The following is a 26,480-nucleotide window of genomic DNA, read 5'->3' on the forward strand; positions in this document are numbered from 1 at the left end:
TGTCGTCGGCACCGTGCACCGGCGGACCTCACAGCGGAGCGTCCCGAAACCAATGGTCATGAACGTCTTGTCCGCGGGTGCCGTTGCGTCCGTTGACGACGATCAAGCAGAAGTTTCGCGACGGGCTGTCGAAGCTGACGGCTAGTGCTCCGGCGCCGCCGTGATCGCCGTAAACGGTCTGGCCTGACTCGCCTGCGCGCGACCACGATTCGTTGCGCACGGCAGTGAGCCCATCGGCGACACCTGCGAGCGTTTGGGGAGTGCGGTCACTACTACAGATGAGGACGTAGTTGTCGACGTAGCTGGGCTGTACGGTTTCGGCAGGCGTGCACAGTATTCGTGCGACGGGAACTGGCGTACCAAGCTGGTCGACGGGTTCGAAGCGGGCATTGATCGCCTGACAACTGCCGTTCAGATAGGAAGTGCCCGAAGGGGTGTCGGGCACCAGATCCGGCAGGGCAGTGGCCACGAAGTCGTAGGCCTGCCACGGGCCGGTATGGGTCTCGGTTGGCTCAGCAGATGCGGTTGACGTCGCGGCGGCAGGACTGGGATCCGACCGCGCACCCCCGAACACCAGACGCCCGGCAACCACGAGCCCGATCGCGCCGGCCAGGACTGCTGCGCCCAAGATCACGGCACGCGTCCTCCTCGGCATCCGACGTGCATGCGCGGAAGCAGGAAACACGGTGTCGGCGGCATTCGCCGCATGATCTGGACGAGACCGCGGGTTTGTGTGGGAAGCAAGGGTATTCGGTGTATTCGGATACGAGGGCGAAGAGTCCCGGTCGCCGGTCGCCGCCCGCCCCGGCCCTTCCTCACCTCCGATTCGTGACAGCGCCGTCTGAGCCGCGAATGCGAGTTCGCGGCACGACCGATACCGGTGGTCTGGGTCTTTGGCCATGGCCCGTGCGATCACGTCGTCCATCTCCATCGGCAACGACGGATTCGCCAAGGTCACCTGGGGCGGCGGGTCAGCCAAATGCGCGTGCATCACCGCGATTTGCGAATCCCTGGGAAATGGAACGGAACCGCTCAACATCACGTACAAGGTGCATCCCAGCGAATAGACGTCGCTGCGGTGATCGAGTTCCCGCCCGGCGATCTGCTCCGGTGATGCGAACGGCAACGTCGCCGCTATTGAGCCCGCGTTCGTCAGGGCCGACGTCTGGTCCAGCGCCCGTGCGATGCCGAAATCCGTTACGAGAACGTGGTCGCCCTCATCGGAGTCCTCGGCGACCAGGATATTCGACGGTTTCACGTCCCGATGCAACAGACCGCGCCGATGGGCGCTGTCGAGGCCCTTCGCCGCCTCGGCGAGAATGAAGACTGCCCGGCTTGACGGAAGTACCGACCTACCCCGCTTGGTCAACCGCTCTGCATCGACACCATCGACGTATTGCATGGCGATCCACAGGCGATCCCCTTCGCTGCCGCGGTCGTACACCGACACCACGTTGGGGTGGTCAACCCGCGCGGCCAGTTCGGCCTCGCGCTCGAACCGCGCCCGGAATTCGGGGTCGGAACTCAGGTGCTCGCCAAGGACCTTCAAGGCAACGCGCCGTGGCAGCCGCGGATGTCGCGCCGCGTACACCGCGCCCATGCCACCTACGCCCAGCCGACGCTCGATCAGATACCCGCCGAAGACGCCACCGGGAGTCAGCCCCACGCCCGCCCCACCGGGTCGGTGGCCGTGGTGACGTTGCCGGACAGCTCAACTGAAGTCGACGGCATTGGTCACCTGCAAGTCGTCTTGATAGCCGATGTCGATAACTGCGACGACCTGGCTGATGCCCGCCGGAATCTGGAAGGCCGGGCTGATGCACCTCGAGGACTTACCGTAAATCCACACGGAGTCAAGTGAATCGATGATGTCGTTCGTCGTCGGGTCGAAGAAGCCGACTGCGAACGGCGTGTCATCGGGGATGCCGGTGACCGAGAACTTTGCGTAGACGACGTCGCCGGACTGGACGCCAGTCAGTTGGTTGAGGTTGTCTTCATTGCGCGTCGGCCCGCACTCGGAAGGGTCACCCTTCTCGGTCCCAACCATGCTCCATCCGGCCGACTTCGCGCTCACTTCATCGGGCAGATGCTGGATCTTGGCGAGGTAGGGCGACACATAGGTTGGGTCGCCGCCGTCGCGGGCGATCTTGATGACGTCGGCGGCGAGCGCGATCGGCCTGACCAGATACGACGCGGCCGGTTCGTTCTCCTGTCCCTTGCGGAACCGGGTGTTGACGGCGATCAATTCCCCGGCGGTGTTGATCGAGGCGCCGCCGGAGTTGCCGTGCGCGATCCGCTCGGTCGTGTCGATCCAGAACCGTTCGGTGTTCGTGCCGTAATCACGCTTGAAGGCGGACACGTCACCGCTGGTGACCGTCCGCGGACCGCCGACGTGCTGGTCACCGGTCAGCGCCGGGTATCCGAGGGCCGTGATGTGGTCGCCGGTCTGCAACGCGTCGCTGTTCCCGATCGGCACGGGCTCCGGCAGGGTCGGCTTGCCGGCGCTCAGCGGCGTACCGTCGGCGTTGGCGTCGATCTTGATCACCGACAGATCGAGGTAGCCGTCTGAAACTAGCGGTGTGGCACGGTATTTGGTCACCGCCGGTGTGTTGTCGTCTTTGGCGAATGCCACCTGCAAAACCGATGGATCGTGATCGGGTATGTCGCCGCCCGCCAGGCCCTTCGCCGTCGGCTTCGCCACGTGCGCATTGGTCAGGATCAGGCCGGCGGAATCGATGACCGTCCCCGAACCCGTCCACTCGGGGATGCCGTCCGCGTCCAACGCGACGATCTGCACGCTGGCCCGCTTCGCCCGCTCCAAATTGGCTGTGCTCAGGGCGTTCTCGTGCGCACTTCCGCCCGTCAACAGCACGGTCGTCGCGACACCGCCGGCCACCACCGCCACCACTGCGCCGGCGGCTGCCCAGCGGGTGGCCGTCCTGCGCCGCCTCTTGCCGACGATCGCCCTCTGCGCCGAGGCGACGTCGGCCACCGGCACCAGCACGAGCTGATACCCGGCGTCCGGGTGGCCGAGCTGCACCACCGTCTGCTCGGTGATCTTCTTCTCCTTGACGCGTTCGCCATCGATGAACGAACCCGAGTTGGAATGGTCGACGAACCACCAGCCGTCGGATCGGCGGCCAACGTTCGCGTGCTGGCGCGACACGGCAGCCTCGTCGACGACCACATCCGACCGCGCGTCGCGGCCGATTCGCACCGGGGTGTCCGCGCCGAACCGCTTGTCGCCGTCCCGGGTGCGAATCAACAGCTCGTCGATGCCGGGGCCCGTGGAGGATTGACCGTCGCCGTAGATGTAGGTGTGCTGCTGATCGGAGAGCAGGACGGTGCGTCCAAGATCGGGCGGTCCGTCCGCTGAGACACGAGGTAGGTCGACGGTGATGTAAGCCGCAACGCCGTCGCGTACGGCGCCGAAGCGCACCGTCGTCGCCACGCCGAGCGAGACGCGCGAGACACGCTGATCGTTGATCCAGGTGCCACCGGCGCTGCCGATGTCGTGGAGATCCCATCCGGTCGCCGTCGGCCGCAGTTCGGCATGCCGACGCGAGACACTCGGACTGTCCAGGATGATGTCGTTGTCGTGGCTGCGGCCGATCCGCAGTGTCCGCTGCTCGTCGAAGGACGCCGAACGGCCGTTGGCGTACCTAAATTCGAGTCTGTACATCTGAAGTTGCGGAGCCCTTCCTCATCGCCGTCGTGCCATCGCGTCGGCCCCATTTGTCCATCTCGCACTGGCAGTTTGGGCAGGTATGGCCACCCCAGATCACCTGCTTGAACGAGTTCGGCATCCGCACCCGACTCATCTCGACTCCGCAGTCCGGGCACACGACGCCGTAGAAGTTGATGCCCCATTTGTTCTTTACGATCGTCCCGTAGGCGATCAGCAGCATCCACAGGCCGAAAGCCGCGAGAAACGCAGTGTTCGCGAGGTTTTCAACAACCGATGCGATGAGTGCGTACTTGTCGATGTCCATGCCTAGGTCACCGAGTCGCCCGGCCCACTGCGAGCGGATGGACGATCGCCGGCATCCCGCGCCACACCTCGTCGTCGGCCTCAACGGTGAAACCACAGGCGCGCATCAGCTCGAGCGTCGGCCGGTTGCACACGCATCCGCCGGCAAAGCCGCGCCAGGGTCGGACGAGCGCCTTCTGACAGGCGGCGAGGAACCGGGAGCTCGCCCGGACGTGTTCGATGAACAGCAGCTGCCCGTCGGGGCGCAGGATGCGTGCGATCTCGCGAAGCGCACGTTCAGGGTCGTCGACGGTGCACAGGACGAGGGTCGCGACGACGGTGTCCACGGACCCATCGGCGAAGGGCAAACGCTCCGCGGGCGCGTCGGACACGACCGCGGCCAGGCCGTGCCGTTCGAGGCGTCGAGCGAGTTTGCGGCGCATGCCGGGCTCCGGCTCGGTGAGCACGATGTCCTCGACGGCGTCGGAATAGTGCGCGACGTTCAGCCCAGTGCCTGCGCCGATTTCGACGACGCGCCCACGAGCCTCGCGCACCAACGTGTGCCGCCTGCGCCGCATGCCTGCGATCTCGCTCAGCCACAGAAACGGGTCGTACAGCACGGCCATCATCCGTAGCCACGTCGCGTACGCCGATTCGGCTGTTGGTTCGGTGCATGGTTCGTCGCGCGCGGTCTCGGTCACGCCACGAACCTACGAGCGAGCGGGTGACGCGCGCATCGCTCAACCCGGCCATCTTCTGGCGATGGCCGGTTTCGGCTATCTCACAAGAATCCGAGACGCGCGGCTTCGGCGACGGCCGCCGTCCGGGACGGGCTACCGAGCTTGCGGCGAATGTTCGCGACGTGGCGGTGGACGGTATGCGCGCTCAGCTGGAGTTGCTGTGCGATCTCGCGGTCGCCGAGACCACGTGCAACGCAGGCGAGGATCTCGCGTTCCCGACCTGACAGCACAACGGATTCGGACGCGCCCGTCTCGAACCCAGCCGGCTGCTGCGGTGCCAGGCCTCGGCGGCATGCACGGACGACGGAATCGACGTCACCGTGCCAAGGGAAGTGCGAGGTGCCTTGCAGCGGAATGAATGTCGCGCCCGGGATCGCGGCCGCGACCTCACGCCCGAGTTCGTACGGCACGGCACGGTCGTCGCGACGGTGCACGACCGTGGCGGGCTGGCGGATGTGGGGAAAACAGGAGCGGACGTCGAGGAGGTAGACGAGGCGCAACAGCGCCGCGGCGGTCTCCGCGCTGGCGGACTCGCGTTGCAACCGCGAGAAGCGTTCGTGTTCCGCGGCGTCGGCACCGCTGAGGAAGATGTCACCGAGCAGGCGCGAGCCGAGCCCCCAATGAGCTTGCACCGCCGTCACGATCGCGTCTGCCACGCCGGGAGGTGTCAGCGCATCGCCCCGGGGGTACGAGCCGTACAGCACGAGGCGCTCGACGCGCTCGGGGAACGCCGCGGCAAAGGCGATGGCCGTGCAGCTCCCAGACGAGCCACCGACGAGTGATACGCGATCGAGCTCGAGTTCGTCGAGCAGCGCACGCAATGTCGCGACCTCGCCCTCGAGCGTCAGATCGGAGGCGTCCACGGTGCGGTCCGACATGCCGACGCCGAGCCGGTCGTAGCGGATCAGCGTGTAGTCCTGCGCGATCCCTTCCCAGAATCGCCGCACGCTCGGGCTCTGCCAGTCGAGCTCGAGATGACTGACCCACCAGGCGGGAGCGACGAGGGGTGGGCCGTCCCCGCGCACCTCGTACGCCAGGCGGCGGGCGCCCAGTGGCAGGAAGCGGATCTCGGACTTGTCGAACATCGCCACGAGCGTACGACGGCCGCCGCACTGTGAGGCGCTCAATGAAGCGAGGAGTCCGCTGCCGAAGATCACCCCGGCAGCTCGCCGACCGTCCCCGCTAGTCTCGGGAGTCATGCCCATGCCCCGCGCTCTGTGTGCCATGACGGTGTTGTCCGGGCTGCTGGTGGCCTGCTCGACCGCCGCTGGGCCCTCTGCGTCGACGCCATCGACCGACTCGTCCCCCGCGACACCATCGCCCGCCGCGGCGCCGCAGGTGTGCGACATCGCGACTCTGCCCGTCCGCGACAAGCTGGCCCAATTACTCATGGTCGGGGTCACCGGAGCCGACGATGCTCGCGCGATCGTCGCCAGTCAGCACGTTGGCGGCATCATGATCGGCAGCTGGACGGATCTGTCGATGCTGACCGACGGGTCGCTCGCCGGCATCGCCGCTTCGGCCGCGCCGCTGCCGCTCGCGGTCAGCGTCGACGAGGAAGGCGGCCGGGTGTCCCGGCTGGCGAGCCTGATCGGGGCGCAGCCCTCGCCGCGGGTGCTAGCGGCGACGAAGACCCCCGACGAGGTGTACTCGATCGCGCTCGAGCGGGGCCACCAGATGCGGGGCCTTGGCATCACGGTCGACTTCGCGCCCGTCGCCGACGTCACCTCGGACCCCGACGACACCGTCATCGGCGACCGTTCCTTCGGCGCGGACCCGGCCGCGGTGACGCAGTACGCCGGCGCGTATGCCCGCGGTCTGCGCGACGCCGGCCTCCTGCCCGTGCTCAAGCACTTCCCCGGGCACGGCCACGGCTCGGGCGACTCGCACACCGGTGCGGTGACGACGCCGCCCCTGGCCGATCTGCAGAACGACGACCTGGTGCCGTACCGCACGCTGACGACGGAAGGTCCCGTCGCCGTGATGGTCGGACACATGGAGGTGCCGGGCCTCACCGGCACCGACCCGGCCAGTCTCAGTCCGGCGGCGTACGCACTGCTGCGGTCGGGTGGTTACGGCGGACCGCCGTTCGGCGGGCTGGTGTTCACCGACGACCTGTCCAGCATGGCCGCGATCAACGAGCGTTACGGCGTTGGCGAGGCAGTGTTGCGCGCCCTTCAGGCAGGCGCGGACGTCGGCCTGTGGATCACCACCGATGAGGTGCCCGCCGTTCTGGACCGCCTCGAAAAGGCAGTGGCCGCAGGCGAACTCAACATGTCGACGGTCGACGCGTCGGTGCAGCGGGTCGCCGCCGCAAAGGGGTCGAGCTGCGGAGGCTGATCCTCAGCGCACGACCTTGACGAGGTCCATCGTCGGGTCCGATGCGCTGATCGGCGTGCCCGCCGCCCGCAGTGCCTTCAGTAGGTCGATGACGGCGGTGCCGAGCCGTTCACCGGGCATCACCAGTGGGATGCCGGGCGGGTAGGGCGTGATGGCCTCCGCGGCAACCCGGCCGGACGCCCGCGACAGCGGCACCGCCTCGTCGACCGCGAAGAAGGCCTCGCGCGGCGTGAGCACCGGTTCGGGGCGCACCGCGAGCAGATCGGCGATCAAGCCCGTCGTCGTCCCGACGGGCCGTCGGCCGACGTGGCTCGCGACTTCCTCGAATCCCGCGACCAGCCGCTCCATGTCGTCGTCGGTGTTGCCGATCGTGGTGATGCACAGCACGTGGCCGGTGCCGCTCAGCTCCGGCTGGACACCGTGCACCCGGTTGAGCCGCTCGACGACGTCGCGAGCATCGGCTGCGAGGTCGGCGGTCCCGACGAGCAGTTTGGTCTCGTCGAGCTGGTGCAGGCCGGTTCCCGAGCCGGTGAGATGCTCGGAACGCAAGACCCGAAGGCCAGGGATGGCGGCGAGCCGATCGGCCGCCCGTCGGGCGCGCTCGAGTGTCGTCTCTAGCATGTCGCGGCCGTCGAGCATCATCTCGCGCCGGGCGAGGTCGATCGACGCCATGATCGCGAAGTGCGGGCTGGTGGTCTGGACCAGCTGCAGGGCCCTTCGTACCGATGCGGGATCGAGCACCGCCGGGTCGACGTGCAGCACGGCTGCCTGGCTGAGGCCCGACAAGATCTTGTGTACCGACTGCACGGTCGCCGCGGCGCCGGCCTTCTCGCCGGGAGTCGGCAGGTCGGGATGGAAGGCGAAGTGCGGCGAGTGCGCGCCGTCCACGAGGAGCCGGGCGTCGTGCCGGCGGCACGCCTCGGAGAGCGCCGTGATGTCGCCGGTGGTGCCGTAGTACGTCGGGTGCAGCACCCACAGTGCCTTGGCGCCGGACTCGCCGAACCCCCGCTCGACCACCGCGGTGTCCAAACCGTGTGCGACGCCGAAGCGTTCGTCCCACCGAGGTTCGAGCCAGACCGGACGGGCACCGACCTGGACCAGACCGGCCAGCACCGACTTGTGGGCGTTGCGCGCCACCAGCACCGGCTCGTCGGGGCGCAGCGCTGAAAGGGCAACGGCGACATTGCCACTCGTCGATCCCTGTACCAGGATGAAGCTCTGCCCGACGCCCCAGGCGTCGGCGATCAGGCGCTCGGCTTCGAGGATCGGCCCCTCGGGGCAGTGCAGAGTGTCGGTATCGGGCAGGTTGTTGAGGTCGACCGCCGCGATGTGGTCACGAAACCACGGGTCGAGGGTGCGGCCGCCCTTGTGGCCGGGACTGTAGAACGGCGCCTGCTTCCGCTCGACGAAGTGGCGCAGCGCGTCGAAGAGCGGTGCAGCAGTGTGCATCACAGCCCATACACCCGTTCGGCGTTGTGCACGCCGATCATGTCGACGATCCTGATGGCGTCCTGCTCGGCGCAGTCACCCGCGCGTACCCAGCCGCCGAGGACCACTCCCATGGCGCGCCGCCACAACACCGAACCGAGCAGGTGCAGCTCGGGTGGGCCGAAGGCGTCCGACGAATACAGCTGCTTGGCGAACGGTGCGGTCTCCATCGCCTCGGCGACCAGCGCCGTCGAACGTGCCCCCAGGTAGTTGATGGCCAGCCCCACGTCGAAGTGCACGTGATCGAACGCCTGCGCCAGATAGCCGGCCTGCCGGTGAAAGGGGTAGCAGTGCAACAGCAGTAGGGGCACGGGAATCATCGTCCGCAGCAGCGGAAGCAGCAGCATAGGATCGGTGCGGTGTAGGTCCAGATCCCGGTCGCCGAAGCCAACGTGCACCTGGATCGGCAGGCCGTGCGCGGCTGCCTCGTGCACGCCGAACGCGATCAGCACCGGGCTGTCGACGCGCAGCGGTAGCGGCCGGCCTACCAATTCGCGGGCGTGGGCGACGACGTCGGCGTCGGTCGGCCGGGTCCAGTCGACGCCGAAGCCGGTGCGGTAGGCGGCAATCGTCTTGGTGCCCACGATGTCCGGCGAGTCCGCCGCGTGGACCAGGGCCGACCGGAAGGCGTCGGGGAAGGACTCCGGGGTGGTGCCCGACTCGAGCAGGTCTTCGGCGAGCCGTTCCAGCCGGAGAATCTCGGAGGAGGGGACGCCGCTGAGCTCGGTGAGCCGCTCGGGCGTGGTGATGACGTCGCCCTTGAACCCGGTGTCGACGACCCAGCGCGCGACGCCCGCCGCCGGCAGCAGCAACTGGTCCAACTCCTCCGGCGTGAACTCGCTGCGACGCTTCCAGTAGGTGTCGGCGTCCGCGTGCGCCTCCAGCCCCAGAACCGGTGCGCACCAACGCCGGATCGATAAGCCCAGCGGTGAATCGAACTGACTCATGAACGCGGGCACCGGGTCGGTCGAGCCCTCGTTGATCGACGCCTCGAAGCCCGCCCGGTCGATGGGCTGGTCGAACGTTCCGTGTACGTGGTGATCGATCAGTTGGATGGAGCGCAGGTGATCGGCGAGCGCGTCGGGCACGTCGACGCCGGAGAACACGTCGGCGAGTTCACCATCCGGCATACCGCGCAACCTCCTCGTCGTCGACCTTCCCGGCGGCCGCGTCGGCGATCGCCGAGCCGAGAATCTCTGCCGCCCTGGCTGCTTCTGCTTCGGTCAGCACCAGCGGTGGCGTGATCTCCAGAACGTTGCCGCCCACGTAGTACACCACCGCGCCCAGCTCCCATGCGCGGTAGACGACCTGCGCGGCGAGCCGCGGATCACGGTCCCCGGTTGCGGGGTCGACGAGCTCGAGGCCGATCGCCAACCCACGGCCGCGCACCTCGCCGATTCGGTCGGAGTCGACGGAACGCAAGGCATCCTGCAGTACCGCACCGACTTTCGCGGCGCGCTCGACCAGGTGGTCGCCGACGATGGTGGCCAGCACGGCGCGGCCGGCCGCCGTGCACACGGGGTTCCCGGCAGTGGTCAGGAGGGCCGCGGCTGGCGGTTCGTCGAGCAACTCCGCAGGCCCGACGGCTGCCGACAGCGGCAGTCCGCCGCCAAGTACCTTGCCGAACGTGACGATCTCGGGCACCACGCCGTCGTGCTCGAACGCGTGCAGGGTGCCGGGTCTACCCAGCCCCATCTTGACCTCGTCGCAGATCATCGGCACGCCGTGGCGGCGGCACACGGCGTGCAGTTGCGCGAGGAAGCCGTTCGGCGGCACCACCAGGCCGCCGTCGGACAGGATCGGTTCGACGATCAGGCAGGCGATGGCACCGGTCGCCAGATGTTGCTCGGCGAGGTCGAGGCAGTCGACGACGTCCGCGTCGACGTCATCGCTGGCCGGCCGAAAGGGGTTGGGGTAGGGCAGGAATACCACGTCGGCGTCGGGCGGGGCGCCGGCATCGACGTGGACGCCCGAAACGCCCATGGCGACGCCGACACCGCCGTGATAGCTGTGCTCGAACGCCACCACCGTGCGGCGACCGGTGGCGTGCCTGCACGCCCGCAGGGCAACGTCGTTGGCATCCGAACCGGCGTGGCCGAGGTAGACGCGGCGCTCGCCGCCGCCCGGCACCAACGCCAGCAGATCCTCGGCGAGGCCCACCGAATCGGGATGGACTGCCGACAATCCGCCCGATCCTGGCGCGGTACGCACGGCTCGGCTCACCGCCTCGACGATGGCTGGATGGCCATGGCCAAGCCCGCTCGCCGTCCACGTCGCCGACAGGTCCAGCAGTTCGCGGCCGTCGGGCGTGACCAGGGTCGAGCCGTGGCCCGACACGACTTCCAGCGGAAAGAAGCGCAGCTTCTCGATGCCTGCGATGGCCGCTTCGTCGCGCGCGTAGAGCGTGCTCATTGAGCACCCGACTCCACGGGTGGCGTCGACTCGAGCTCGTGCGTCAGGGACTCGCCGACGCGCTTGGCGATGCCGGACGCGGCGATGGCGATCACCAATCCGGCCGCGCACCAGTACAGGCCGAGCAACGGTGCAGCGGACCAGGTTTCGGCATCCTTGACGTTGAACCACAGCACCACCAGGATCACCACGGCGCCCAGCAGCGGCAGCACTAGGCCGGGGACCTTGCCCTTGCCGCCGTGCACGTCGACGAACTTCGGGGCACCGACGAACCACGCCGCGGCGATCTCGACCAGCAGATAGCACACCATCAGGCATACCGAGCCCGCCACGGCGAACAGGAAGTAGGTGTCGATCGCCGGATTGCCGGTACCCATGTCGGGCCATCCGATGGCGCCGCAGATCAGGTCGACCACCAGCGCGACGCCGACCACCAACCAGGTGGCGAACCGCGGGCCGCCGGTGGCTTCGTGGATCTGCGCCAACGCCTTCGGGCCGAAACCGTCGCGGCCGAACGCGTAGAGCATGCGTCCCGAGGTCGCCGACGTCGCCAGGTGGCAGCCGAACGCCGACACGATCGCCGTGAAGATGATCAGGAGGCTGAACCACTGGCCGATGTAGCTACTGCCCAAGTCGCCCAACGTGTTACCCGAACTAGCAAATGCGTCGAGGCCTGCTGCGTCGGTGCCGAAGCCGATCACCTGGGCGAACATCACCACGACGAAGAGCACGCCGGTGAGGATCAGAGTTCCTGCCAGGGCGCGGGGAATGTTGCGGCCGGGGTTGTCGGTCTCCTCGCCCATCGATGCGCACGCCTCGAATCCCGCCCAGGACAGGAACGCCGCGACGACGCCGCTGATCACTGCGGAGGAGGAGACGCCGTCGAAGGTGAAGACGCTGAAGTCCACGCCGGTGGTCGGTGCGCCGCCCTTGGCGAAGATCACCGCGACGAGCACCACCATGGACAGGATGCCGATGCCCTCGATGGCGAGCAGGATCTTGCCAAGGAGCCGAACGTCGCGGCCGGACAGCAGGAACGAGATCGCCGCACCCACCGCCACGACGGCCAGCCACGGCAGCTGATAGGGATCGTCGTTGCCGGGCTGGAGTTGCGCGACGAAGGCGTTGACGAAGGCTGCGGTCAGGGCCAGCGTGCCGATCGAGAAACCGACGTAGGCACCGAGCATCGCGAAGCCGGAGAAGAATCCGACCCGCGGCCCGATGGTTCCGCCGACCAACCCGTACGCCGACCCGGCGTGATTGAGGTGGCGGGTCAGTCGCACGAAGCTGTAGCCGACCAGCGACACCCCGACGAGGCCGATCACGAACACCAGCGGGATGGCCTTGCCGACCGTGCCGATGAGGCCCTGCCCGTTGCCGGACATCGCCAGCGTCGGGCCGACCAGGGCGACGGACAGAGCCAGTGCCACCCAGAACGGCAGGCGGCGGTGCGGAAGTTGGTCGACTCCCTCCGACGGGCTGGCCGGCGACGTGCTCGCAGTCATCGATGTCTCCTTCAATGGGTGGGGTTCAACAGCTCCAGGCGAGGCGCAGCGCCTGGGTGGTCTCGGCCGGCGAGAGATCACCGAAAGTGGTTGTCTCGTACCGGCGTACCGCGACGAGTGCTTCGACGACCTCGGGCGTGAGCAACTCAGCTGCGGTCGCGGAGCTCTCCAATGCGTCGATCGCGGCGCGCTGCCCCGTCGGCAACGGGATCGGGGCGGGGTCGGCGTCGGCAGGCGTTGCGGGTAGCTCGGGGGGCAGGTCCAGCGCCCGGTCGATGCCGAGCAGCGCGCTGCCGAGGAACGCCGTCGCGGCCAGGTACGGGTTGGCGCTCGGGTCGATGAGCTTGAGTTCGGCGTTGGCTCCGTGCGGGCTTCCCGGCGTCGCGGCGATGAACCGGACGGCGGCCTCGCGGTGCTCCAGTCCCCAGGCCGCGGCGGCGCCTGCCCAGTTGCCCGGCTTGAGCCGTAGGGCCGACAGCGCCGATCCGGCGTACACGCCGAGCAGATCCGGCAGGGCGTCGATGACCCCCGCCATCGCGGACCCGCCTGTCGGGCGGATGCCGTACGGACCGTCGCCGCCGGAGAACAGCGGCCCCCGGTCGTCGGCCAGCGACAGGTGCAGGTGAGCTCCGTTGCCCGCCGCGCCCTCGAACGGCACGGGCGAGAACGAGATCTTCAGGCCGTGCCGAGCCGCCGCCCTCCCGATCACGATCCGCGCCAGGATCACGGCGTCGGCGACGGCCACGGCGCTGTCCGGGGCGAGGGAGACCTCGAGTTGGTCGTGGCCGTACTCGGTGTGAATCTGCTCGATGCTCAGCCCGGCACGCTCGGCGGTGACGGCCAGGTCGACCAGAAACGCCGAGCGGTCCAGCGAGGTGCGCACGCCGTAGGGCGACCACGGTTCGGTCGACGCCGGGTTGGCGTCGGGCGCCAGCATCGTGCACTCGAGTTCGGCGCCGAGGCGGACGGTCAGACCCCGTTCGGCCGCCGCCTGTTCGGTGCGCGCGAGGAGCGAACGCAGGCACAACGGGGTTGCAGCGCCGTGCTGGTCGTCCAAGTTGCCTGGCGCCCAGGCTATTCCGGGCTCGATGAGCCGGACGTCGGCGGGATCGATGCGGATCCGCAGGTCGCCGGCGACCCCGAGCGTCGGGGTGAAGGCGATGCCGCTGTCGACGCAGAAGACGCTCCAGGACGGCGAGACGCCCATACCGGAGCGCTGGAAGTCGCCGAGCCTTCGCAGCGGCACGTACTTCGCCCGGGTGACGCCGGCCAGATCGGTCACCGAACCAGCCACCAGTTCGACGCCCTCGGCGCGCAGTTCCGCGATGCGATCGTCGATCGACTTCGGCATGCCACCTCCTTCGATTTTCTCGCCTGCGAGAAAGCTATGTCATATATGTTTCAAAAACTTTAAATTCGGCGGGTTAGGATTGATTCATAAAATCCGAGATCGGAGGATGCACTCGTGTGCCGGCTATTGGGTGTGGTCTCCGCAGTACCCATTTCCGTGGCTGATGCCGTCGGAACTGGGGTTTTGAAGGATTTCGTCGCGCTGACCAAGATCCATGGCGACGGCTGGGGAGTCGCCCACGTCGATCATCAGGCGCAGAATCCCCGCGTCGAGGTGTCGGCGGGCAGCGCCTTGGACGACCCCGCGTTCACCGCGGCCACGGATCGGCGGTCGGTGGCCAGCTTGGTTCATCTGCGCTGGGCCACCAGCGGCCTTGCGGTGCAACCGCAGAACTCCCATCCCTTCATCGAGGACCGGATTGCCATGGCGCACAACGGTTCCATCAAGCCGACGGAGCCCCTCGACGAGCTACTCGACCCGGGCATCGCCGCGTCGCTGCGCGGTACCACGGACAGTGAGCGGTACTTCGGTGTGATCCGTCAGCACCGTCGCACCGCGCCCGATCTGGCCGAGGCCGTCCGCCGCGCCGTGGCGCAGCTGCGGCAGCTCTATCCCGCCGCGAGCCTCAACGCCCTGCTGCTCGGTGAAGAGCAGCTCGTCGCCGTGCACGCGGCCGCCAGCAGCCAGTTGGTCGCCGAGGACATCGCGGAGATAACCGCCGCCGACCTGCCGAGCGAGCACCTGGAGGACTACTTCGGGTTGCGCTGGGCCCGGCCCGATGACGCCACCGTGGTGATCGGGTCGACCGGTTTCGGCGACCTCGGCTGGCAGCCGCTGCCGCCGGAGAGCGTCACCACGATCTCGTTGCGGGACTTGTCGATGACATCGCTTCCCGTCGTGGCAGGTTGACGTCCGTGGCCGATGAGCCGGTGGCGACCGTGGAGAAGCGCGCAACCGCCGCCCTGCCGACGCTGAGCAAGGCGGAGCGGAGAGTGGGCCGCGCGCTGCTGGCCGACTACCCCAGCGCAGGCCTCACCAGTGCCGCCAGGCTCGCCGAACGCGCCGAGGTGAGCCCGCCGACCGTGCTGCGGTTCGCCCAGTCGCTGGGCTACGACGGCTTCACCGATCTGCAGGTCGCGCTGCGCGCGGAGCTGTCCGCCAGATCGAACGGCCCCATCACGCGGCTGGCCGATGCGCCGCCTGCCGGGAGCCTGCTCGAACGGGTGCTGCAGCAGGGGCGGGCCCAGAACCGCAAGACCGAGGAGACGCTGGCTCTGTTGCCGGCCTCGGCGCTGGAGGCCGCGGTGGCCCTGATGGCCGACACCAGCCGGACGCTGTACCTGCATGGGGGCCGGTTCTCGCACCTGCTGGCCGTGCACCTGGCGGCTCACCTCGAGCAGCTGCGGCCGGGGGTGCGGGTGCTGCTGGACCCCAGCGGCCGCGATCTCGGTGCGACGCTCGAGATGTCCCGCACCGACGTCGTCGTCCTCTTCGACTACGAGCGCTATCAGCGCAGTGCAGCCGACCTCGCGCAGCGCGTGCACCGCGCCGGCGCGACTGTCCTGCTCATCACCGACGACTTGGCCTGCCCGGTCGCGCCGGACGCCGAGGTGGTGCTGACCGCGTCGAGCACCGTGGCCACCGCCTACCAGAGCATGGCGGCCGGATTCCTGCTCACCGAGCTGCTCGTCCCGCTGGTGATGGATGCGGTCGGGGAACCGGCGCGCACCAGGATGGCGCTCTGGGAGGAGCAACGGCGCGAGGAGCTGCTGCCGTAAAGCAGGACTCTGGACGCCGACCGGTCGGCGATTGCCTAGTCTGACCTGATGGCTGGTGGAACCAAGCGGCTGCCGCGTGCCGTTCGTGAGCAGCAAATGCTCGACGCCGCTGTCCAGATGTTCTCCGTGAACGGCTATCACGAGACCTCGATGGACGCGATCGCCGCGCAGGCCGAGATCTCGAAACCGATGCTGTACCTGTACTACGGCTCCAAGGAGGAGCTGTTCGGCGCGTGCCTGGACCGTGAGCTCACCCGCTTCGTCGACGTGGTGCGCGCCGACATCGACTTCACCCAACCGGCGAAGGAGTTGCTCCGCACCGCGGTGGTGTCGTTCCTCAGCTACATCGACGAGAACCGGGCGTCGTGGATCGTGCTCTACACGCAGGCCACCAGCTCGCAGGCGTTCGCGCACACGGTGCGGGAGGGTCGCGAGCGGATCATCGAGCTCGTCGGCAGGCTGCTGCTCTCGGGTACGCGACACCCCGAGCCGGACACCGACTTCGACATGATGGCCGTCGCGCTGGTGGGTGCGGGCGAAGCCGTCGCCAACCGGGTGAGTACGGGCGACGCCGACGTGCACGAGGCGGCGGAGTTGATGATCAACCTGTTCTGGCGCGGCTTGAAGGGCCGGCCGTCGGATCAACCGACCGAGGCGCCTGCCACCTGATCGACCGCGAACGTGCGGATTCGTACGACCGCACGGCGCGTTGCGTACGAAACCGCACGCTGGCCGCTGAGTGCGGCGAAGCTGGTGCCCATGAGCGAGACCGAACCGCCGCCACCCCCACGGCTGATCTGGCGCAGCCTGTCCATGCTCCGCGCGGTGCGGGGTCTCATCGGGGTCTCGCTGCTGCTCGGTGTCGTCGCGTCGGCGTTGCCGTACGTCTCGGCTGCTGCGTTCGGGCCGATGATGCAGGTCGTCGCCGACGCGGGCAGAAGCGGAAATCTCAGCGGCGTCTGGGATTTGCACGGACCGCTGGTCGCCCGCGACGACGGTCTGCTGCGCGCACTGGCGGGTCCGGTGTCCTTCGGGGTGCTTCTGATGACCTGGGCCGGTGCACTTCTGCTGACTCAGCTGATGTACTTCGTCAACGGATGGGTCAGTGCGAAGGTCGACCGGCTCCTCGTGGTGGACATCCGGCAACGCGTCCACGACCACATGCAGTCGCTGTCGCTGGACTTCTTCGCCGGGTCGCGCACGGGGGAGCTCATTCAACGTGTGACCGCCGAATCCGCTGGCGTACAACGACTTTTGACCGACTGTCTGCTGCCCCCACTCATCGACGCTGTCGTGCTGACCGTGGCCGTCGCCTACCTGTTGATGATCTCCTGGCAGATGACGGTCGCCGCCTTGGTCCTCACGCCGCTGGCCTTGATCACGCTGAGATTCGCGGGCGGCCACGTCCAGGCGGCGGTGCGGCGGGTGATGAACGCCGACCGTGCGATGGCCGCCGAGCTCGAGCAGACGGTGAACGGGATCGCCGAAATTCAGCTGCTCAACGCACAGCCGTTGCGCAGCAGTCGATTTCGAGAGGTTTCAGAGAACGCCGCGAAGAGTGACGCGACGTCCGTGGTGTGGATGCAGGCGACCGCCAACGGATCCCAGGTGTTCGTCGCGCTCAGCACCGTCGTCGTGCTGCTGGTGGGCATCGGGTTCAGCTCGGCCTTCGGCCTGACGTTCGCCGGTCTCCTGGTGTTCGCGGGCATGGTGCCGACGATGTTCGGCGCGGCGCAGCGGGTGATGGGCGCCTACACCACGTATCACTCGGTGGCGCCGAACGCCGCATCGACCTACGAGTTGCTCGACACCCGACCGTCGGTCCGCGAGCCTGCGGACGCCGTCGCGCTCGGCGACGTACACGGCAACCTCGTCTTCGAAGACGTGACGTTCGGTTACACGCAGGAGCAGCCCGTTCTCGACGGGTTGACGTTCTCGATCGTCGAAGGCGAGACGGTGGCCTTGGTCGGCGGCATCGGGTCGGGCAAGTCGACGGTGTTCAACCTCGTGCTGCGGTTCCTCGACCCGCAGCGGGGCCGGATCCTGCTCGACGGCCACGACGTCACCGCGGTCACCATCGCCTCGCTGCGCGACCAGGTGTCGAAGCTCGCCCAGTTCCCGTTCTTCACCAAGGACACCATCCGGGAGAACGTCCGGTTGGCGCGGCCCGACGCCAGCGACGCGGACGTCGAGGAGGCGTGCGAGTGGGCGCACATCCACACCGTCATCACCGATCCGGTGAGGATGCACGACGGATACGACACCGTGGTGGACGTCCAGGTGCCCTCCGGCGGGCAGAAGCGCCTCATCGCGCTCGCACGCTGCCTGCTGCGCAGACCCGAGGTCTTGCTGCTCGACGAGCCGACCGAAAACCTCGACGCCGACCAGCGCGCCAGGCTGACGGGCGTGATCCGCGGTTATGCCAGGGATCGCACGTGCATGGTCATCAGCCATGACATGGATTTCATTGCGGCGGTTGCGGATCGGATACTCGTCCTCGAGCACGGCCGCATCGCCCAGTCGGGTAGCCATCGCGAGCTGCTCGCCGAAGGTGGCCTCTACAAGAGGCTGTACGAGGCGCAGAACGTCGACCCCGATCTGGTCTACCCGGGAACGTCGTGACGATCACCCCACCGCCGCGACTGTGCGGATTCGTACGCGAAACCGGCGTGTCGCGTACGACACCGCACACTCGACGAGACAACTCGGCGAGACGAAGGGGGTGGCGGCGAGGGCGGGGGTTCGTCGGTAGTAGGCCACCACGGTCCTATGCGCGTTTTCCACCCCACGGCTGCGATCTCCGAGGACTGCCCGTCGATCACTACCCTGGCGTGGAAATCGGCCATAGCACCGCAAACGGCACCCCTCCCGACGCCTGATCGGGACGCGCCAACCGACGCCAGAAGCACCCCGTTCGCCGAGCTACAGCGCGGTGACCGTCCCCGTCAGGTGCGGGTAGCCCTTCGACAGGTTGCGCAGCGCCAACTCCCAACCGTCGGCGGTCCGCTCGACGTAGAGACCTGCCCGCGCCGGCAGCACCACCGGCTTGCCGAACCGCACCGAGTACTTCACCGCATCGGGCAACTGACCCTCGATGTTGGCCAGAACGGCTGCGGCAGTGAACATTCCGTGCGCGATCACGCGCGGGAAGCCGAACAGCTTGGCGCCGATCGAATTGGTGTGGATCGGATTGTGATCCCCTCCGACCGAGGCGTAGTGCCGGATCTGGCCCGGCGTGATGCGCAGCACCGCGTTCGGCGGCGGCAGCTTCGCCTGCTTCTTCTGCTCCGGTTTGGGCTCGTCGGACAGGCTGGTCTTCTGCTGATGCAGGAACGTCGTCACCTGGTGCCACGCCGTGTCGTTGCCGACCTTGACGTCGGTGACCAGGTCGACCAGCAAGCCGCGCCGGTGCTCACGCAGATTCTCGGCATGCACCGCGACCCCGACGACGTCGCTGACCGCGATCGGGCGGTACTGCGTGATGTGATTCTCCACGTGCACCGAACCCATTGCGGCGAACGGGAAGTCGAACCCGGCGACCAGTGACATCATGGTCGGGAACGTCAGCGCGAACGGATACGTCAGCGGTACCGCGTCGCCGAACCGCAACCCGGTGACCGCGGCGTAGGCGGCGACGTTGGCCGGGTCGATGGCCAGCTCCTCGACGGTCACCGTGCGGTTGGGCAGACCGTCGCCACGCGGAATGAACGGCAGGGCCCCGGCTGCCGCCCGCACCAGGTTCAGCAGTCCGTTCGGTTGTCCCTCGCCGCCCTTCGCCACGGTGCTCACCATATGCCTAGGCTCCCAGCAGGGCCTGGCCGCAGACCCGGATCGTGTTGCCGGTCACCGCATTGGACGCGGGGCTGGCGAAGTAGGCGATGGCCTCGGCGACGTCGACGGGCTGACCGCCCTGGAACAGCGAGTTGAGCCGCCGGCCCGCCTCGCGCGTGCCAAGCGGGATGGCTTCGGTCATCTTGGTCTCGATGAAGCCGGGTGCGACGGCGTTGATGGTGACGCCCTTCTCGGCGAACACCGGCGCGAGTGCCTGCGTCATGCCGATCATGCCCGCCTTGGTGGTGGCGTAGTTGGTCTGGCCGCGGTTGCCCGCGATGCCCGCCATCGACGACAAGCCGACGACGCGGCCGCCGTCGCCGAGGATGCCCTTCTCCACCAGTCCCTGCGCCAGGCGTTGCGGCGCAAGCAGATTCACGGCGACGACCGAATTCCAGCGTGCGTCGTCCATGTTGGCCAGCAGCTTGTCGCGGGTGATGCCCGCGTTGTTGACCAGAATGTCGGCCTTGCCGCCGTAGTGCTCGGTGAGGTGCTCGACGATGCGATCGACCGCATCGTCGGCGGTGACGTCGAGGGTCAGCGCGGTGCCACCGACCTTGGTCGCGGTCTCGGCGAGCGCCTCGGCGGCCTGCTCGACGTCGATGAGCACGACCCGTGCGCCGTCGCGGGCGAACACCTTGGCGATCTCGGCGCCGATGCCGCGGGCCGCGCCGGTCACCAGCGCGACCTTGCCGTCCAGTGGCTTGTCCCAGTCCGCGGGCGGCACCGAATCGGCGGCGCCGACGTAGAACACCTGCGCGTCGACGTACGCCGACTTGGCCGACAGCAGGAACCGCACGGTGGACTCCAGACCGGTCGCGGCGGGCTTCGCGTCGGGGGACAGGTACACCAGCCCGATGGTGGAGCCACGCTGCAACTCCTTGCCGAGCGAGCGGGTGAAGCCCTCGAGCGCGCGCTGGGCGATTCGCTCGTCGACGCTGCCCGCCTCGTCCGGCGTGGTGCCGACGACGACGATCCGCGCGCAGGCCGTAAGGTTGCGCAGCAGCGGGGTGAAGAAGTCGTGCAGCGCCTTGAGTCCCTCGGGGGTGGTGATGCCGGTGGCGTCGAAGAGCAGCCCGCCGAACGAGTCGGCCCACCGGCCGCCGATGTTGTCGCCGACCAGGTCGTAGTCCTCGGCCAGCGCGGCGCGCAACGGTTCGGCGACGCGCCCATCGCCACCGATCAACAGGGACCCGGCCAGCGGCGGTTCGCCCGCCCGGTAGCGGCGCAACTCTTGCGGCTGGGGAACGCCGAGTTGCTTGGCCAGGAAGGATCCGGGGCCGGAGTTGAGGACTTGCGAGAGCAGGTCGGTAGCCACTGCACTGCCTTTCGAAAAACGGGTAAACGGGCTGTGGACATTGTCGTATTGCCTACCGAACTTACTCCAGAGTAAGAACGGTGGGTAGTATGACTCTCATTACCCCTGACGTCCCCCTGCCATGCATGGAGGTATGAAGTGGCCGACAACAAGACTGCCCGCCGGGTCGCCATCCTCGGCGGCAACCGGATTCCGTTCGCACGGTCGGACGGCGCCTACGCGCACGCGTCCAACCAGGACATGTTCACCGCCGCTCTGGGCGGGCTGATCGACCGGTTCCACCTCGACGGCGAGCGGCTCGGTGCGGTGGTCGGTGGCGCGGTGCTCAAGCACAGCCGCGACTTCAACCTCATGCGCGAGTGCGTGCTCGGCAGCGCGCTGTCGCCGTACACGCCGGCCTACGACCTGCAGCAGGCCTGCGGGACGGGTCTGCAGGCGACCATCGCGGTGGCCAACGGCATCGCCCTCGGCCAGTACGACTCGGGTGCCGCTGGTGGCGTGGACACCACGTCCGACGCACCGATCGCGTTCGGCGACGACCTGCGCAAAGTGCTCCTGGGTCTGCGGCGCGCCAAGTCGAACGTCGACCGGCTCAAGCTCGTCGGCAAGCTGCCCGCGGCGCTCGGCGTCGAAATCCCCACCAACGGCGAGCCCCGCACCGGGCTGTCGATGGGGGAGCACGCCGCCATCACGGCCAAGCAGATGCGCGTCAAGCGCGTCGACCAGGACGAGCTGGCGGCCGCGAGCCACCGCAACATGGCCGCCGCCTACGACCGCGGGTTCTTCGACGACCTCGTCACCCCGTTCCTCGGGGTCTACCGCGACAACAACCTGCGCGCCGACTCGTCGGCCGAGAAGCTGGCCAAGCTCAAGCCCGTGTTCGGTGTCAAGAACGGCGACGCCACGATGACGGCGGGCAATTCGACGCCGCTGACCGATGGCGCCTCGATCGTCCTGCTGTCCAGCGACGAGTGGGCAGCCGACCACTCGCTGCCCGTGCTGGCGTACTTCGTCGACGGCGAGACCGCCGCGGTGGACTATGTCAACGGCAACGACGGACTGCTGATGGCGCCCACCTACGCGGTGCCGCGCCTGCTCGCCCGCAACGGCCTGACGCTGCAGGACTTCGACTACTACGAGATCCACGAGGCGTTCGCGTCGGTGGTGCTGGCGACGCTGGCCGCCTGGGAGTCCGAGGAGTACTGCAAGGAGCGGCTCGGCCTGGACAGCGCCCTCGGATCCATCGACAGGTCCAAGCTCAACGTCAACGGTTCGTCGTTGGCGGCCGGCCACCCGTTCGCCGCGACCGGCGGCCGGATCGTGGCGCAGCTGGCCAAGCAGCTCGCGGAGAAGAAGCAGCAGACCGGCCAGCCGGTGCGCGGCCTGATCTCCATCTGCGCCGCAGGTGGACAGGGTGTCACGGCGATTCTGGAGGCCTAGAAAAATTTCTCGGCGACGGGTGTAACGCCCCGGCGGGGGCCGTCGATAGAACCTGTAGCTCCGTGTTGCCGTCTGACCCCCCGACCCGACGGCAACACGGGGCACTAACTTTTGAGCGCTAGCCCGCGGCGGGTTGATCCTTCTTCGCCGTGATCGGAGCCGACGTCGCGGGCGGCTGGAACAGGCTGCCTGCCAGGCTTCCCCTCGCGGTGCGAACCGCGACCAGCCCCCATGTGCCCAGCAGCCCCGCGTAGGCGATGACGGCCGCGACCCGGAATGCCGGCAGGCCCGTATGGATGGCCAGCTGCGTTGTCCCGGTGACGAACGTGCCGACCGGAAACGTCAGGCTCCACCACGTCAGCGCGAACGGCATGCCCCGCCGCATCGTGCGGACCGTCAACGCAGTGGCCAGCGAGATCCACAACACGCTGAACCCCCACACCGGGATGCCGAACAGGATCGCGAAGATCCCCATGCCTGCCGCCAGATCCGGTGGCACCGCCAGCGCGGCCTGCGTCCCGAGCAGCCCGGCGGCGGTCATGCCCTGACCGAGTGGGCCGAGCACGATCCACAGGGTCGGCACCCTTGCCGTGCCGGAGGTGCCGTAGTGCGCCAGCCTGCTCCAGATCATCGAGATGATGATCAGCGCCGCGATCAACGACAACCCGAACATCGCGTAGCAGCCGTAGAGCATCGTGGTGCGTCCCGTGCCGGGCTGCATGTGCGGGATGAGCAGCGCGCCCGCGGCTGCCGACACCATCGGTGGCACGACCGGCATCAGCCACCCGCCGAACGCGGCGTCGGGCCCGACGTTCAGCTGGGTGAACATCAGGTACGGAATGGTCATCGCCGTGAACAGGCCGCCTACGGTCCCGGCCGTCCACAGCACCCAATCGAGGTCCACGGCCAGCCGCATGCCGATGAAGTCCCTGCCGACCAGGATCGCGCCCGTCCCGACCGTGAGCAGTGCCATCGGCGCCGCCCCGTAGAAGTGGGCCATCTGCGGGTTGTGGGCATAGCTGCGGGCCACCGTCGGATGCCGGAACCACTGCACCGTCACCGCGACGAGGAGGACGACCAGCAGCACCGCCGCGACGAGCCAGACGATCCTCGAGAACACGTGCAGCCCTGGGACGTGGATCGGTAGGGTCGCTCCGGCCGTCGCGACGATGCCGGTGCCCATCACCGACGCGAACCAGTTCGGCCCGAAGTTCCCCAGTCGGGCAGCCACGACTGTCATGGTTCGATACTGACGGGGCAGACGTCGTAACCGCATAGGAGCGTGAGGGTCATGCAGGTCAGTATGTTCGGGCAGCTCAGCGGCGCGGGCAAGGAATCGCCGATCGACGCATGTGTGGCGAATCTCGCGCAGCTGCGCGACGAGGGCTTCGGGCGGTTGTGGATGAGCCAATTGCCTTACGAGCCAGACCTTCTCACCATTCTCGCCGTGGCCTTCCGCGAAGTCGACACCATCGAGGTGGGCAGCGGCGTCGTCCCGATCCAGAATCAGCACCCGATGAAGCTGGCGCAGCAGGCACTCGCACTGAGCCTGCTCTCGGGTGGCAGGTTCCTGCTCGGGCTTGGCATGACGCACCAGGCCGTCACCGAGGGCATGTGGGGCATCCCGTGGGACAAGCCGGTGCGACGGCTCAACGAGTTCCTCGACGGCCTGCTGCCGCTGCTGGCGGGTGAGCCAGCCGAAGCGCAGGGCGAGACGGTGACGACGCGGGGTGCGTTGATGGTCCCCGGCGCACCGCGGCCGGACGTGTACGTCGCAGCGCTGGGCCCGCAGCTGTTGAAGATCGCAGGCCGACGCACGGCGGGGACCGTCACCTGGATGACGGGACCGAAGACCTTGGCCGACCACGTCGTTCCGACGTTGCGCCAGGCGGCGGCCGATGCCGGGCGTGACGAGACGGCGGTGCGGGTGGTGGCGTGCCTACCCGTGAGCGTCACCGACGACGTGGACGGCGCGCGCAAGCAGGCCGCCGAGCAGTTCAAGATGTACGGAGTGCTGCCGTCGTATCGGGCGATGCTCGATCGCGAGGGGTACGCCGGTCCCGAGGACGCCGCGATCATCGGCGACGAGAACACCGTGCGGCAGCGCCTCGACGAGCTGCGCGCGGCGGGCGTCGACGAGTACGTGGCGGCCACCTTCGACGCGTCGTCCGAGGGGCGTGCCCGCACTCGCGCGGTGCTGCGCCAGCTGGACGCGTAGGCCCGTTGCACGGGTGCTGGCCACACCCCGACTGGTCGGGCAGCACCATGGCTCGGCGGCCGATCCGGTTCCACTATGGTCGCCATGACTAGTGCCATGACCCCGACGATCACCGAAGCCGACACCGCCACCGACGGCCGGACCGACTGGCCGCGGCTGTTGTCGACGCCCATCCGTGCGCAGGCCTGGCGGGCCTACGGCTACGTCGTTGCGGTGACGCTGCTGGCGGCGGTCGTGATGGCGTACCTGTTCGCCGTCGTACTCGCCACGGGCCTGCTGATGGTCACCCTGATCGGCGTCCCGCTGCTGGCGTTGGTGGTGCTCAGTGGCCGCGCCTGGAGCCGGCTGTACCGGTCGTTGGCCCGGCTGGCCGGCACCACGATCGAGACGCCGCCGCCGTTCGGGCGTCCCACCGGCTGGTGGCTGACGCTGCGGGCGGCGCTGACCGACGCGGTCGGCTGGCGGGCGCTCGGCTTCCTTGCACTGCAGGCGTTGGTGATGCTCGTCGTCGGCTACTGGGTGCTCGTTGGCGTGGCGATGGCCGGCGCGTTGGTCATCTCGCCAGTGGCGTGGCTGGTGATGGATGAGCCGTTCGTCACCCTCGGCGAGCCGATCGACTCGCTGGGCGCCTACCTCGCGTTGGCGGTCGGTGGCCTGGTGGCGCTGTACCTGCTGGGCTGGGTCATGATCGGCATCGCCCGCGTCCACACCCGGCTGGCCACCGCGCTGCTCGGTCCCAGCGGCCAGTCGCGCCGGGTGACACAGCTGGAACGCACCAGAGCCGCCGCCGTCGAGGACTCCGCTGCGACCCTGCGCAGGGTGGAACGCGAGCTGCACGACGGCACTCAGGCGCGCCTGATCACGGTGGCGATGGCACTGGTGCGCGCGGAGGAGCACCTCACCGACGACACCGAGACCGCCGGGGCGCGCGCGCTGGTGTCGAACGCGTTGGCCAACACCAAGGACGCGCTGGCCGAGCTGCGTGAGGTGGTGCGTGGAATCCGGCCCCCCGCACTGGATTTGGGCCTGGATGCCGCGGTCCAGACGTTGGCCGCGCGCAACCCGATCCCGGTCGAGGTGTCGACCGACATCGCGGCGCGCCCGTCGCTGGGCATCGAGACGCTCGCCTACTTCTGCATCGCGGAGCTGCTGGCCAACGTGTCCCGGCACTCCGGCGCCGCCCAGGCCTCGGTGACCATTCGCTCGGACGCCGAATCGCTGCGGATCGTCGTCGTCGACAACGGCACCGGCGGTGCCGAGCTTGGCGGCGGATCCGGGCTGACCGGCCTGCGCGATCGCGTCGAGACCGTGGACGGTCAACTGACCGTGGACAGTCCGGCGGGCGGTCCCACGACGGTGACGGTCGTCATGCCGACCGGGCAGGCGGAGTGATGCGCCTCGTCGTCGCCGAGGACAGCGTCATCCTCCGCGATGGATTGGCGCAGTTGCTGGTCGAACGGGACCACGACGTGGTCGCCAAGGTGGGCAACGCCGACGACCTCCTCGATGCCGTCGACGCGCATCGGCCCGACGTGGCGATCATCGACATCCGCATGCCGCCGACGTTCACCGATGAGGGGCTCGTCGCCGCCGTGCGCCTGCGCCATACCCATCCCGACGTCGGCGTGCTCGTCTTCTCGCAATGGATCGAAAAGCGTTATGCCGCTGAACTACTGGCGGGCCGACCGTCGGGAGTCGGCTATCTCCTCAAGGACCGGGTGGCCGACATCCACGAGTTCATCGATGCGCTCAACCGCGTGGCCGCCGGCGGAACGGCACTCGATCCCGAGGTGGTGCGGCAGCTGATGGGCTCCCAGCGGGGTGCGAACACCCTCGACCGGCTCACGCCGCGTGAGCGCGAAGTCCTGGCGTTGATGGCCGCGGGTCACTCCAACAGCGCGCTGGCGAGTCAGCTCTCGGTCACCGAGCGGGCGGTGGAGAAGCACGTCTCCAGCATCTTCGCCAAGCTCGAACTGCCACCGTCACAGGCGCACCACCGCCGCGTCCTGGCGGTGGTGACCTACCTCAATTCCTGATGCGGCACAGACGAAGAAGACTTCGAATCGCCCCTTTCCCGAGGGCCATCATC

Annotated in this window: 22 protein-coding genes; 9 read left to right on the forward strand and 13 right to left on the reverse strand. The window is 68.4% G+C overall.

From position 1 onward, the window contains the following. Positions 1 to 28 precede the first annotated feature (28 nt). From N536_RS36995 to N536_RS0100745, 5 genes are all read right to left on the reverse strand, one after another. Positions 29 to 1,666 carry a serine/threonine-protein kinase gene (locus tag N536_RS36995; RefSeq protein WP_036434901.1) on the reverse strand — a complete coding sequence of 546 codons (1,638 nt, stop codon included), beginning with the start codon at positions 1,664 to 1,666 and terminating at the stop codon, positions 29 to 31. Between the two features lie 45 nt (positions 1,667 to 1,711). Beyond that, on the reverse strand, positions 1,712 to 3,682 hold the full coding sequence (locus tag N536_RS0100730; RefSeq protein ID WP_029111853.1) for an FHA domain-containing protein: 1,971 nt from the start codon (positions 3,680 to 3,682) through the stop codon (positions 1,712 to 1,714). Further along, positions 3,663 to 3,992, reverse strand: coding sequence for a hypothetical protein (locus N536_RS0100735; protein WP_029111854.1), 330 nt, complete (start codon positions 3,990 to 3,992; stop codon positions 3,663 to 3,665). Before N536_RS0100735 ends, N536_RS0100730 begins: the two co-directional genes overlap by 20 nt. A 7-nt stretch (positions 3,993 to 3,999) precedes the next feature. Further along, entirely contained in the window at positions 4,000 to 4,671 is a 672-nt protein-coding gene (locus tag N536_RS0100740) for a class I SAM-dependent methyltransferase (RefSeq protein ID WP_029111855.1), read from the reverse strand. An 80-nt stretch (positions 4,672 to 4,751) separates the two neighbouring features. Continuing rightward, positions 4,752 to 5,795 (reverse strand): alpha/beta fold hydrolase, encoded by a 1,044-nt coding sequence (locus N536_RS0100745; RefSeq protein WP_029111856.1) that lies wholly within the window; start codon positions 5,793 to 5,795, stop codon positions 4,752 to 4,754. Positions 5,796 to 5,907: 112 nt separating this feature from the next. Here N536_RS0100745 and N536_RS0100750 point away from each other — a divergent pair, with 112 nt between their 5' ends. Continuing rightward, positions 5,908 to 7,050 carry a glycoside hydrolase family 3 N-terminal domain-containing protein gene (locus tag N536_RS0100750; RefSeq protein WP_051574125.1) on the forward strand — a complete coding sequence of 381 codons (1,143 nt, stop codon included), beginning with the start codon at positions 5,908 to 5,910 and terminating at the stop codon, positions 7,048 to 7,050. Between the two features lie 3 nt (positions 7,051 to 7,053). On the opposite strand, the gene N536_RS0100755 is transcribed toward N536_RS0100750, so the two are convergent. Genes N536_RS0100755 through N536_RS0100775 form a run of 5 tightly spaced genes read right to left on the reverse strand, consistent with a single transcriptional unit; the run spans position 7,054 to position 13,806 of the window. Beyond that, the gene (locus tag N536_RS0100755; RefSeq protein WP_036434906.1) at positions 7,054 to 8,499 is read right to left on the reverse strand and encodes an aminotransferase class I/II-fold pyridoxal phosphate-dependent enzyme; all 1,446 of its coding nucleotides are present in this window, start codon (positions 8,497 to 8,499) and stop codon (positions 7,054 to 7,056) included. Then, on the reverse strand, positions 8,499 to 9,668 hold the full coding sequence (locus tag N536_RS0100760; RefSeq protein ID WP_029111859.1) for an amidohydrolase family protein: 1,170 nt from the start codon (positions 9,666 to 9,668) through the stop codon (positions 8,499 to 8,501). The genes N536_RS0100755 and N536_RS0100760 overlap by 1 nt, the downstream gene beginning before the upstream one ends. Next, positions 9,655 to 10,950 carry an aspartate aminotransferase family protein gene (locus N536_RS0100765; RefSeq protein WP_029111860.1) on the reverse strand — a complete coding sequence of 432 codons (1,296 nt, stop codon included), beginning with the start codon at positions 10,948 to 10,950 and terminating at the stop codon, positions 9,655 to 9,657. Before N536_RS0100765 ends, N536_RS0100760 begins: the two co-directional genes overlap by 14 nt. Beyond that, positions 10,947 to 12,455, reverse strand: coding sequence for an APC family permease (locus tag N536_RS0100770; RefSeq protein ID WP_029111861.1), 1,509 nt, complete (start codon positions 12,453 to 12,455; stop codon positions 10,947 to 10,949). The genes N536_RS0100765 and N536_RS0100770 overlap by 4 nt, the downstream gene beginning before the upstream one ends. A 25-nt stretch (positions 12,456 to 12,480) precedes the next feature. Further along, positions 12,481 to 13,806 carry a glutamine synthetase family protein gene (locus tag N536_RS0100775; protein ID WP_029111862.1) on the reverse strand — a complete coding sequence of 442 codons (1,326 nt, stop codon included), beginning with the start codon at positions 13,804 to 13,806 and terminating at the stop codon, positions 12,481 to 12,483. A 114-nt stretch (positions 13,807 to 13,920) separates the two neighbouring features. Here N536_RS0100775 and N536_RS0100780 point away from each other — a divergent pair, with 114 nt between their 5' ends. From N536_RS0100780 to N536_RS0100795, 4 genes are all read left to right on the forward strand, one after another. After that, positions 13,921 to 14,715 (forward strand): class II glutamine amidotransferase, encoded by a 795-nt coding sequence (locus N536_RS0100780; protein ID WP_029111863.1) that lies wholly within the window; start codon positions 13,921 to 13,923, stop codon positions 14,713 to 14,715. Between the two features lie 5 nt (positions 14,716 to 14,720). Beyond that, on the forward strand, positions 14,721 to 15,584 hold the full coding sequence (locus N536_RS0100785; protein WP_155948364.1) for a MurR/RpiR family transcriptional regulator: 864 nt from the start codon (positions 14,721 to 14,723) through the stop codon (positions 15,582 to 15,584). A 48-nt stretch (positions 15,585 to 15,632) separates the two neighbouring features. Then, the gene (locus N536_RS0100790) at positions 15,633 to 16,253 is read left to right on the forward strand and encodes a TetR/AcrR family transcriptional regulator (RefSeq protein WP_029111865.1); all 621 of its coding nucleotides are present in this window, start codon (positions 15,633 to 15,635) and stop codon (positions 16,251 to 16,253) included. A 90-nt stretch (positions 16,254 to 16,343) separates the two neighbouring features. Further along, positions 16,344 to 18,206, forward strand: coding sequence for an ABC transporter ATP-binding protein (locus N536_RS0100795; RefSeq protein ID WP_051574219.1), 1,863 nt, complete (start codon positions 16,344 to 16,346; stop codon positions 18,204 to 18,206). A gap of 300 nt (positions 18,207 to 18,506) precedes the next feature. Here the strand turns inward: N536_RS0100795 and N536_RS0100800 are convergent, their stop codons facing one another. Further along, positions 18,507 to 19,376: a MaoC/PaaZ C-terminal domain-containing protein gene (locus N536_RS0100800; RefSeq protein ID WP_036434909.1), complete on the reverse strand. Its 870-nt coding sequence runs from the start codon at positions 19,374 to 19,376 to the stop codon at positions 18,507 to 18,509. A 4-nt stretch (positions 19,377 to 19,380) separates the two neighbouring features. Then, positions 19,381 to 20,733: a 3-oxoacyl-ACP reductase gene (locus tag N536_RS0100805; protein ID WP_029111868.1), complete on the reverse strand. Its 1,353-nt coding sequence runs from the start codon at positions 20,731 to 20,733 to the stop codon at positions 19,381 to 19,383. 138 nt (positions 20,734 to 20,871) lie between these two features. Between N536_RS0100805 and N536_RS0100810 the strand changes: the two genes are divergently transcribed. Further along, positions 20,872 to 22,173, forward strand: coding sequence for an acetyl-CoA C-acetyltransferase (locus N536_RS0100810; protein ID WP_029111869.1), 1,302 nt, complete (start codon positions 20,872 to 20,874; stop codon positions 22,171 to 22,173). A 118-nt stretch (positions 22,174 to 22,291) separates the two neighbouring features. Here N536_RS0100810 and N536_RS0100815 read toward each other — a convergent pair whose 3' ends face one another. After that, the gene (locus N536_RS0100815) at positions 22,292 to 23,413 is read right to left on the reverse strand and encodes a TDT family transporter (RefSeq protein WP_029111870.1); all 1,122 of its coding nucleotides are present in this window, start codon (positions 23,411 to 23,413) and stop codon (positions 22,292 to 22,294) included. Positions 23,414 to 23,464: 51 nt separating this feature from the next. Between N536_RS0100815 and N536_RS0100820 the strand changes: the two genes are divergently transcribed. From N536_RS0100820 to N536_RS0100830, 3 genes are all read left to right on the forward strand, one after another. After that, positions 23,465 to 24,391, forward strand: a complete 927-nt coding sequence (locus N536_RS0100820; protein ID WP_029111871.1) for a TIGR03564 family F420-dependent LLM class oxidoreductase — start codon at positions 23,465 to 23,467, stop codon at positions 24,389 to 24,391. A gap of 84 nt (positions 24,392 to 24,475) precedes the next feature. Further along, on the forward strand, positions 24,476 to 25,783 hold the full coding sequence (locus tag N536_RS0100825) for a sensor domain-containing protein (RefSeq protein ID WP_231514375.1): 1,308 nt from the start codon (positions 24,476 to 24,478) through the stop codon (positions 25,781 to 25,783). Further along, a complete protein-coding gene (locus N536_RS0100830) occupies positions 25,783 to 26,427 on the forward strand; it encodes a response regulator transcription factor (protein WP_036434918.1) in 645 nt (214 codons plus the stop codon). The genes N536_RS0100825 and N536_RS0100830 overlap by 1 nt, the downstream gene beginning before the upstream one ends. Positions 26,428 to 26,480: the final 53 nt, after the last annotated feature.

It is taken from the genome of Mycobacterium sp. URHB0044, from assembly GCF_000620625.1.
Lineage (GTDB): Bacteria > Actinomycetota > Actinomycetes > Mycobacteriales > Mycobacteriaceae > Mycobacterium.